1 protein-coding gene is annotated in these 988 nt (G+C 37.3%); it reads right to left on the bottom strand.

Annotation, left to right across the window (positions count from 1 at the left end):
* Positions 1-85: 85 nt before the first annotated feature.
* On the bottom strand, positions 86-988 hold a 903-nt coding region (gene rseP / locus V7659_RS11535; RefSeq protein WP_335540134.1), incomplete at its 5' end, for an RIP metalloprotease RseP.

The following is a 988-nucleotide window of genomic DNA, read 5'->3' on the forward strand; positions in this document are numbered from 1 at the left end:
AAAATCAACATTAACCTCTAACACAGCCTTTAAAAAAAATAAGAGACCGGATTAACGGCCCCTTATTTACATAAAATTTATCATATTATAGGAAGAACCTTTGAATATCATTCCACGTTACAACGAGCATGAGCAGCATGAGGAGGGCAAATCCAATAAAATGGACCATCCCTTCCTTTTGACGATCAATTGGCTTTCCTCTGACAGCTTCAACAGCAAAAAACATCAATCTGCCGCCATCAAGAGCGGGAATAGGTAATAAGTTCATAATTCCTAAGTTAATGCTTAAAATCCCGGCCCACTTCATTAAATAATAAATTCCAGATTTAGCAACAGAATCAGTAGCTTGGTAAATACCAACCGGCCCAGATAGAGCATCGATTGAAAATTGTCCCGTAACTAATTTACCAACCATCACAAAAATCTGCTTAGTCCAGAAATAGGTTTCTGTGAATCCTGCTTTTACCGCTTGAATGGGTGATTTCTCAACTGGACTATATACACCAATCAGTCCGATTTTCTTTCCTTCTACCGTTTTTTCAATTGGGGTTACAGTGATATCTAAATCCTTATTGTCACGGCGAATTGAAAAATCGAGTTTTTCATTTGGGTTTTTCCGAATAACTTCTACCACATCAGACCAACTAGTTATTTCTGAACCATTTATCGTCTGAATTAGATCACCTTTTTTAAGACCTGCAGCCATTGCTGCCCCTTCAGGAGTGATTTCACCTAACTTAGGTTCATTCGTAGGAACACCTTGAATAAAAGCAATAATAATAAAGACAATGAATGCTAGTACAAAATTCATCATTGGTCCAGCAAAAATAGCCATTGTTCTTTGCCCCAATGTTTTTGAACCAAATTGGCGATTAATGGGAGCAATCTGTGATTCGACTCCATTTTCTACGATGACTGCTTCTGGGTTAATGGCAAATGTTTTTAATTCCTCATCCTCATCGTCAGGAAAACCTTTAATGATTAAATC

It is taken from the genome of Neobacillus drentensis, assembly GCF_036966985.1.
Classification (GTDB): Bacteria; Bacillota; Bacilli; order Bacillales; family Cytobacillaceae; genus Neobacillus; species Neobacillus drentensis_E.